The organism is Polaromonas sp. P1_E3 (assembly GCF_056405935.1).
The window spans coordinates 1-7,960 of sequence record NZ_JBFUBD010000121.1; the positions used below are offsets into that span (position 1 = coordinate 1).

Here is a 7,960-nt window from a genome sequence, read left to right on the forward strand (position 1 = left end):
CCTCTGTGCTACGCAGCAAAAAGCCCCGGCGCCTTTCGGCTGCGGGGCTTTGTACGGGGAACGGTCGGCCGTGCATTCGCTTGTGGAACTGCGGCGCCGGTCCAGGGGGTGGGCCTGGGCCTGAAGAGCGCCCGGCTTCGGGCCCTTACAGGTGCCGCGTTTCCGCGGGCGTATTCCACCAGGCGTTGTTGCGTCCATCCGCGTAATTGACCGGCGCGTTGATGAGTTCTTCCGGCTCGGCGTTGTCCAGGGACGCCAGCTTGATGGACACGTAGTCGCCGCCTATCTGCTCAAGGTAGCCGCGCTCGTAGGAGCGCACGCCGCAGTGCCGGCAAAAAAGGTGGTGGCCGCTCTTGGTGCCGAACTGGTAGTCGCTTAGCGCGTCTTCGCCAGTCAGCAACCGGAAGGCGTCGGGTTTGATGAGTGCGTTCCAGTTCCGGGTCTTGGTGCAGATCGAGCAGTTGCACTTGCCGGTGCCTTTGCTGAGGTCGATGTCGGCTTCAAAGCGGACAGCGCCGCAATGGCAGCTTCCGGTGTAGGTTTTCAGCATGGCGGGAGTTCCTTTCAGAGGGCCGTGGAAGAGAGGCGTGTGATATGACAGAATGTTGTCATGTCCGAAAGTATAGTAAAGCGACAGCATGCTGTCAAACTGAAGGTTGCCGGCGAAAACGGCGAGCGCACGCCGGCCGCTGATACCTTGAGCTGGCTTGTGGTGCAGGTGATGCAACTCAACGGGCTGCTGATCGCAGCAGGTGACGCGCTGGCCGCGCCTGCCGGGCAAACCTCGTCGCGCTGGCAGGTGCTGGCGGCGGTGGAGGGCGCCCCCTTGTCGGTGGCGCAGATCGCTCGCGCCATGAACCTCACGCGGCAAAGCGTGCAGCGCGTGGCCGATTTGCTGGTGGAGGATGGGCTCTGCGCCTATGAACACAATCCGGCCCATGCCCGGGCCAAATTGCTAAAGCTCACATCCAGAGGCCGCACGGCCCTGCAAACCATACAAGCCGGCCAGAAGGTATGGGCCAATGCCCTGGCCGCACAGATGGAAGAAGGCCCCTTGCGTATTGCGAGCACGGTGCTGGCGCAATTGCAGGAGGCCTTGAGGACGCAGGACCTGTGGCAGGAAGCGTCCCAGGGAATATCGAAAGAATAGCGGTGGATGGCCGCTTAGGACGGGTCTTTGCTGCGGGTGCGGCTTACGGCGCTAAAGATGCCTATGCCCAGGAAGATCAGTGCACCGATGCCGATATAGAGGTGGGGCACACCTGCCACTACGGCGCCCCAGATGACACCGGCGAGGAAGATGACGAAACCGATCATGTAAAGCGCAAAAGACATGTTTTTCTCCACGAATTGTTGTCGCTTCAGTGTGCGTGCGACGGGGCGGCTGCCTTATCGGGTAGAGGCGCTGATGGGTGTCAGCGGCGGACTACGAAAGGCTTCAAGAGGCCGTGGCTGGCTCTGCGGCCCTGGGCTTGACGGCCCTGGAAAAGCCATTATCCACAAGGCGGCCGCGCGGATGCATGGGGCGCAGGTATTGGTGAAGCACCAGGGCGGCAGCACCTGCCGCTGAAGCCAGCAGGCCGTAACGTGCGACACGCACCACGGGAGCGTTCACCCCGGCATGGGCGGCATATTTTTGCAGCGTCTCCTGGGCGACCTGCACCATCTCGGGAAAACGCTGGCAGGAGGCGCCACCGACCACCAGCACGCTGGGATCGAAGGTCGTCCACAGGTTTTGCAACAGCACGCCCAGGTAGTGTCCCGACCGCTTCGCATCTGCCAGCTGGCCGATGGCGCCCGAGCCGATGAAGGCTTCCGCACAACCACGCCGTCCGCAGGAGCACTGGGGGCCGTCAAGTTCCAGAATGCTGTGGCCAATCTCGCCGGCCATGCCCCGCATGCCGGTGAAGAGCCGGTCGTTGAGCACGATGCCCGCGCCTACACCCACATCGCAGGTCACAAAAATCAGCGAATCCTTGCCGTCGTTTTCTGAAAATTCGTATTCGCTCAAGGCGGCGGTGTCGGCTTCGTTTTGCACATGCACCGGGACGGGCGGCAGGCCTGCGTGAATCAGTGCCTGGGTGATCTGCGGCAAAAAGTCCACATTGCGCCAGCCAAGGTTGGGCGCAAAGCGGACCACACCGGTGGTCTCGTCAAACGCACCAGGCAGGCCGATGCCCACACCCGAAAGCAGCGCACCGCGCGACACCAGCTGCGCCTGGGCCTCGACCGTCAGTTTGGCAATCTGGCTGCAGACGTCTTGGGGCCGGGTGCTGCGCAAAGGCTCCTGCGTTGACCACAATACCTGCCCCAGCAGGGATGCACTCACCACCCGCAAGGTATCCACGGCCACTTCCACGCCAATCAGGCCGCGCGAGCGGCAGTCGATTTGCAGTGGGGTAGAGGGCCGGCCCACGCCGTTGGCGGAGGCCATGCTGATTTCGCTGAGCCAGCCTTCATCAATGAGCTCGCGCACCAGCAGGCTGACCGTCGACTTGGTCAAGCCGCTGTGGTTGGCCAGCTGCGCCCGTGAGCGGCCCGGCTGGTTGCGCAGCAAGCGCATCAACACACTGCGGTTGATGCGCTTGACGAGTTGCTGGTCACCTGTGGTGGTCATGGCCGGTGGTGGTTCAGGTGATGCGATGCGGCGCCTGTGTCCGGCCTTCAGGCTGCTTGCCGGCGATGATCATGCCGAGGATCTGGTCTTCGTTAAGTTCGGCCGTGCGGTAGGTGCCCACCAAGCGGCCGTTTTTCATGACCGCGAGGCGGTCGCTGAGCGAAAAAACATCCTGCATGTCGTGCGTGATCAGGAAAATTCCCACGCCCTCAGCCTTGAGCTGGAGCACGAGCTTGGCCACCATGGCGGACTCCTCCGGCCCCAGGGCGGCGCAGGGCTCGTCCATGATCAGGATGCGGGCATTGAAGTAAATGGCGCGCGAGATGGCGACCACCTGGCGCTGCCCGCCCGACAGGCGCCGCACCGGCGTGTGGATGTTGGTGAAGTTCTTGTTCAGGCGGCCGAACACCTTGCGAGCCTGCGCCTCCATGAAGTAGTCGTCCAGCGTATTCCAGGCCGTCATTTTTTCCCGGCCCAGGAACAGGTTGGCTACGGCGTCCAGGTTGTCGGCGAGCGCCAGCGTCTGGTAGATGGTCTCGATGCCTTGCTGCTGCGCATCGGCCGGTGTCCGAAGATTCACTTTTTGCCCCATCACATGGATCTCGCCCGAATCGATCGGGAAAGCGCCGGCCAGCATTTTCATCAGCGTCGATTTGCCGGCGCCGTTGTGGCCCAGCACGGCGACAACTTCACCTGCATACAGGTTCAGGTTCACGCCGTCCACCGCATGAACGCCGCCAAAGGCCTTGCGGATGTCCTTGAACTCGACCAGGGGTTCGGTAGTGTTTTGCGAGGTCATGTCAGCTTTCCTGCGCCCACTTGCGATAGAGGACGTCGAAGACCACCGCAACAATCAGCACCTGGCCGATGATGATCATGCGCTTTCCGATGGAGACGTCCAGCAACAGCATGCCGCTATCGAGCGACTGCATGATGAGCGCACCCAGCACTGATCCGATGATGGTGCCGCTGCCTCCAGCCAGTGCGGTGCCGCCAATCACAGCGGCGGCGATCACGAAGAGCTCCATTCCGGTGCCCAGCGAATTGGTGCCGGCATTCAGCCGGRCCACCGACACGATCGCTGCGATGGTGATGAGCACCGCGAGCAGGGCAAACAGCATGAGCGTCACACGCTTGACCGGTATGCCGACCAATACCGCGGCGTCAGGGTTACCGCCCATGGCGTAGACATAGCGGCCAAAACGGGTGCGTTGGGAGATGAAGGACATCACCACCGCCACGGCCGCCCAGATCAGCACGGGTATGGGGATGCCCTGGGGGGCGTCCTTGTTGGGAACCAGATAGCTGTTCATGGTGGCAGCGAACGCGGCCAGCAGGGCCACAGGCGCCAATACCAGCAATACATCGACCCACATGGGCTGGTTGGGCATCTCATGACGCGTGGAGGCGCGGCGGCGCAACAGCATGCGAACCACCAGCACCAGGCTCACGAATGCGGTCAGGATCCACGTGGCGGTCACCCCGATGCCGCCATCGTAGCCACCACCGAGCTGCAAAAAAATATCGTCGCTGACGGRCTGGGTCTTGCCGTCTGCCACCAGAAATGCCGCGCCGCGAAAGGACATCAGGCCCCCCAGCGTGACCACAAAAGAAGGTACACCGAGCATGGCGGTCAGCCATCCCTGGTACACCGACACCACCAGCGCCGCCGCCAGCCCGGCAAGTGACGCCGCCGGCCAGGACCATCCCAGGGTGTATTGAAGGTAGGCGATAAGCACGCCGACAAAACCGATCACCGAGCCGACCGACAGGTCAATATGCCGGGCCACAATGATCAGCACCATGACCGTAGACACGATGCCCACCACGGCAGTTTGCTGGGCGATGTTGTAGAGGTTTTCAGGCGACAGGAAAATGCCGCCCGAAAGAACCTGGAATACGCCCGCCAGGACGGCGAGCACACCCCCCATGAATACCAGCCGCCAATCGACAGCAGTGTTGCGCAGGAACCGAACGGGAAATTGCATGGTCTTGAGAATGCAGCGCTCCCCCAGGCAACCTACAGGCTGGTTGCCTCGCCTGCTTGCGCAGGGCCGGGAGCAGTTGGTTGAAAGCCCGTATTACTTGCAGGCGGCGACGTCGCCGGTGACACCCTTGCAGAGCTCGTCCTTCTTGATCCAGCCGGCCTTCACCACGACGTCGAGGTTGTCGCGGGTGATGGGCACAGGCTTGAGAAACTGCGCCTGCAGGGCGATCTTTTTCTCGCCACCGTTCCAGGAGGTCGCGCCGTCGACTTTTTTGCCGGCACCCAGATTGACGGCTGCGCTGGCTGCCTGTTTGCCGAGGTCGCGGGCATCTTTCCATACCGACACGGTCTGTGTGCCCATGGCGACGCGGTTCAGGGCGGCAAAGTCACCGTCCTGGCCCGACACCGGCACGCCCTTGAGGCCCTTGGAACTCAGTGCCGCCACGACACCGCCGGCGGTGCCGTCGTTGGACGCAACCACGGCATCGACCTTGCCGCCGTTCTTGGTCAGGATCTGTTCCATGTTTTTCTGGGCGACTTCAGGCTTCCAGCCCTCGGTGTATTCCTCGCCCACGATCTTGATGTCCCCTTTCTTGACGGCGGCGTCAATGATCTCCTGCTGGCCTTCACGCAGGAAATTGGCATTCGGGTCGGTGGGGGAGCCCTTGATCATCACGTAGTTGCCCTTGGGCTTGGCCTTGTAGACGGCACGGGCCTGCATGCGGCCGACTTCCTTGTTGTCGAAGGTGATGTAGAAAACGCCGGGGGCCTCAATGAGGCGGTCATACGCGATGACGGGCACTTTTTGTTTGGTGGCTTTGTTCACGGCAGGCAGGATGGCGTCTTTGTCCATGGCCAGCACGATCAGGACCTTGGCACCCTTGGCCATCAGTCCGTCGATGTCCGCCAGCTGTTTTTCAGGAGAGCCTGCAGCGTCTGCGCTGATGTACTTGGCGCCCAATTTTTCAAGCTGTGTCTTGATGGCGGCCTCATCGGTTTTCCAGCGTTCTTCCTGGAAGTTGGACCAACTGACGCCGACCGTCACTTGTGCAAATGCGCCTGCGGCAACCAGACTGAGTGCCATGGCGGTAAGGGATGTTTTTAGTTTCATGATGTCTCCGATAGTTCTGCCCAGATCGGGCGTGTGGTGTGAAAACTCCGCTGAATCGGTGATCGTTCCGCCGCAAATCCGGCACTTCACAATTAGTTTGAACGACGCACTAATTATGTGAAGCTGCAAAATTCCGCGTCTAGGGAGAAACCCCCGGCAATGCGGGGCCGCTCTGGCGTTTTGGAAAGTTTCTGTAATGCCAAGGTGCTAAGCGGCCGGTTCTCTTCCGAAAAACTCGCGCTTCAAGGGGGCGGCAACCGGCTCATCACATCGTGCTTGACGTTCAATTGGTTGGCGCGCTCAGGAAACGCGCAGGTGCGTGTCAGCGGGGCCTGCCGGGCACTCGTTTGACCTGTTACCGGCCAAGGCCCAGCCGTCCGGGTGTGAGCATTTGTCAATCGTCATACGTTTACCATGGTTCACCCTAGTGCCTTGGGGTGGCAATTGTTCTAGAGTCAGCGGCTTCGAAAGGCGGCTTGTCTGCCGCGTGAGTGACTTCAAAAACACACGGGRCCTCCCCGTACCATCCAAGGAGACATCGATGCCAGCCTCTTCCCGCCGTTCTTTTGTTGCACGCGCTGCCGGCGCCGCAGCCTGCCTGGCACTGGCTGCCGCCGCGCTCCCTGCCGCCGCGCAGGGTTACCCGAGCCGCCCGGTGACGCTGATCGTGCCGTGGGGCGCAGGGGGCGGCACCGATGCCACGGCCCGCATCGTGGGCAGCCTGCTTGAAAAAGAACTCGGCCAGCCGGTGACCGTGGTCAATCGCACGGGTGGCAATGGCGTGGTGGGGCACGCCGCCATCGCGTCGGCGCCCGCAGACGGCTACACCATCGGGATGGCCACGGTCGAGATCAGCATGATGCATTGGCAAGGACTCACCGAGCTCTCCGGCGCCTCTTACACCCCACTGGGGCTGGTCAATGCCGATCCTGCTGGCGTGCAGGTCCGGGCCGACGCTCCATACAAAACCGTGAACGACCTGCTGGCTGCGATCAAGGCCAATCCCGGAAAATTCAAGGCGTCGGGCACGGGGCAGGGCGGCATCTGGCACCTGGCCATTGCCGGCATGCTGCGCGACCAGAAGATCGATCCCGCCGCGGTACCCTGGGTGCCCAGCAACGGCGCCGCTCCCGGTCTGCAGGACATGATCGCAGGCGGTGTCGAGATCGCGCCGGTGTCACTGCCCGAAGCGCGTTCGCTKATTGACGCCGGCAAAGTGAAAAGCCTGGCCATCATGAACGACAAGCCCTCGGCGCTGTACCCGAACGTGCCCACGCTCAAAGCTGCAACAGGCAGCGACTGGACCATGGCCGCGTGGCGGGGCATCGTCGCACCCAAGGGCATTCCCGCCGAGGTGCGTGACAAGATCAGCGCAGCCCTCAAGAAGATTGTTGCCAGCAAGGAATACACGGACTTCATGGCAAGCCGCGGTTTTGGCGTGATCTACGCGGGCCCGGACGACTTCGCCAAATTCATGGCCAAGTCGGACGCCGAGCTCGGCGCGACGATGAAGGCCGTGGGCATCGCCAAGTAAGGCCGGGCCTTCCGGCTGCACATCTCTCAACGCGGAGGGACTGCGAAGGCAAGCGCCTTCGCGTGTTCCGGCCCGACTCGAAAGCCTTCGCATGAAAATCAACGACGCCATTTTCGGGCTGGTCCTGGCCGTTCTCGGCGGCCTGGTCCTGTTCACCGTTCAGTCCTACCCGAAGATTCCGGGCCAGCAGGTTGGCCCGGCCCTGTTCCCCGGCCTGATCGCTGCGGGCATCCTCGTGTGTGGGCTCATCCTGATGGCTCGGGGATGGCGCGAACGCAAGGCTGCGCCCTGGGTGACACCCGGAGACTGGGTGCGTTCTCCGCGCCATGTCGCTGGTTTTGTGGTGCTGGTAGCGTCGGTGGTGTTCTACATCGTCGCGGCACAAAAGCTGGGTTTCCTGCTTTCGGCGGTACTCATCCTGACGGCCATGTTTTATGTGCTGCGTGTTCCGCTGGGGAGGTCACTGCTGGTCGCCGTGGTCGCCAGCCTGGTCATCCACTTCATGTTCTACAAGCTGCTTCGCGTGCCGCTGCCCTGGGGCATTCTTGTCAATCACAGCTGGTGAAACGTCTCTTGCGTGTATGCACTGCGCACCGCCAAACAAAGCATCGACCGGCAATACCCCAAACGCTTCAGGAGTTGACCATTCATGTGGACCGCAGTAGCCCAGGCTTTTTCCATGGTGTTCGAGCCGTACACCCTGATGGGGGC

9 protein-coding genes are annotated in these 7,960 nt (G+C 62.1%); 3 read left to right on the forward strand and 6 right to left on the reverse strand.

From position 1 onward, the window contains the following. Positions 1–145 precede the first annotated feature (145 nt). The gene (locus AC1D0Z_RS13180; protein WP_477658680.1) at positions 146–550 is read right to left on the reverse strand and encodes a GFA family protein; all 405 of its coding nucleotides are present in this window, start codon (positions 548–550) and stop codon (positions 146–148) included. Between the two features lie 60 nt (positions 551–610). Between AC1D0Z_RS13180 and AC1D0Z_RS13185 the strand changes: the two genes are divergently transcribed. Continuing rightward, a complete protein-coding gene (locus AC1D0Z_RS13185; protein WP_477658681.1) occupies positions 611–1,150 on the forward strand; it encodes a MarR family winged helix-turn-helix transcriptional regulator in 540 nt (179 codons plus the stop codon). 14 nt (positions 1,151–1,164) lie between these two features. Here the strand turns inward: AC1D0Z_RS13185 and AC1D0Z_RS13190 are convergent, their stop codons facing one another. The 5 genes from AC1D0Z_RS13190 to xylF all read right to left on the reverse strand — a co-directional run bounded on the left by AC1D0Z_RS13190 (position 1,165) and on the right by xylF (position 5,715). Continuing rightward, a complete protein-coding gene (locus AC1D0Z_RS13190) occupies positions 1,165–1,335 on the reverse strand; it encodes a hypothetical protein (protein ID WP_457280702.1) in 171 nt (56 codons plus the stop codon). A gap of 103 nt (positions 1,336–1,438) precedes the next feature. Continuing rightward, positions 1,439–2,617, reverse strand: a complete 1,179-nt coding sequence (locus AC1D0Z_RS13195; RefSeq protein ID WP_477658682.1) for an ROK family protein — start codon at positions 2,615–2,617, stop codon at positions 1,439–1,441. Between the two features lie 13 nt (positions 2,618–2,630). Then, positions 2,631–3,416: an ATP-binding cassette domain-containing protein gene (locus AC1D0Z_RS13200; RefSeq protein ID WP_477658683.1), complete on the reverse strand. Its 786-nt coding sequence runs from the start codon at positions 3,414–3,416 to the stop codon at positions 2,631–2,633. 1 nt (position 3,417) lies between these two features. Further along, positions 3,418–4,605: a sugar ABC transporter permease gene (locus AC1D0Z_RS13205; RefSeq protein ID WP_477658684.1), complete on the reverse strand. Its 1,188-nt coding sequence runs from the start codon at positions 4,603–4,605 to the stop codon at positions 3,418–3,420. A gap of 93 nt (positions 4,606–4,698) precedes the next feature. Beyond that, the gene (gene xylF, locus AC1D0Z_RS13210) at positions 4,699–5,715 is read right to left on the reverse strand and encodes a D-xylose ABC transporter substrate-binding protein (protein WP_477658685.1); all 1,017 of its coding nucleotides are present in this window, start codon (positions 5,713–5,715) and stop codon (positions 4,699–4,701) included. Between the two features lie 541 nt (positions 5,716–6,256). Between xylF and AC1D0Z_RS13215 the strand changes: the two genes are divergently transcribed. Continuing rightward, entirely contained in the window at positions 6,257–7,249 is a 993-nt protein-coding gene (locus AC1D0Z_RS13215) for a tripartite tricarboxylate transporter substrate binding protein (protein WP_477658686.1), read from the forward strand. Between the two features lie 91 nt (positions 7,250–7,340). Continuing rightward, positions 7,341–7,814 carry a tripartite tricarboxylate transporter TctB family protein gene (locus AC1D0Z_RS13220; protein WP_477658687.1) on the forward strand — a complete coding sequence of 158 codons (474 nt, stop codon included), beginning with the start codon at positions 7,341–7,343 and terminating at the stop codon, positions 7,812–7,814. Positions 7,815–7,960 lie beyond the last annotated feature (146 nt).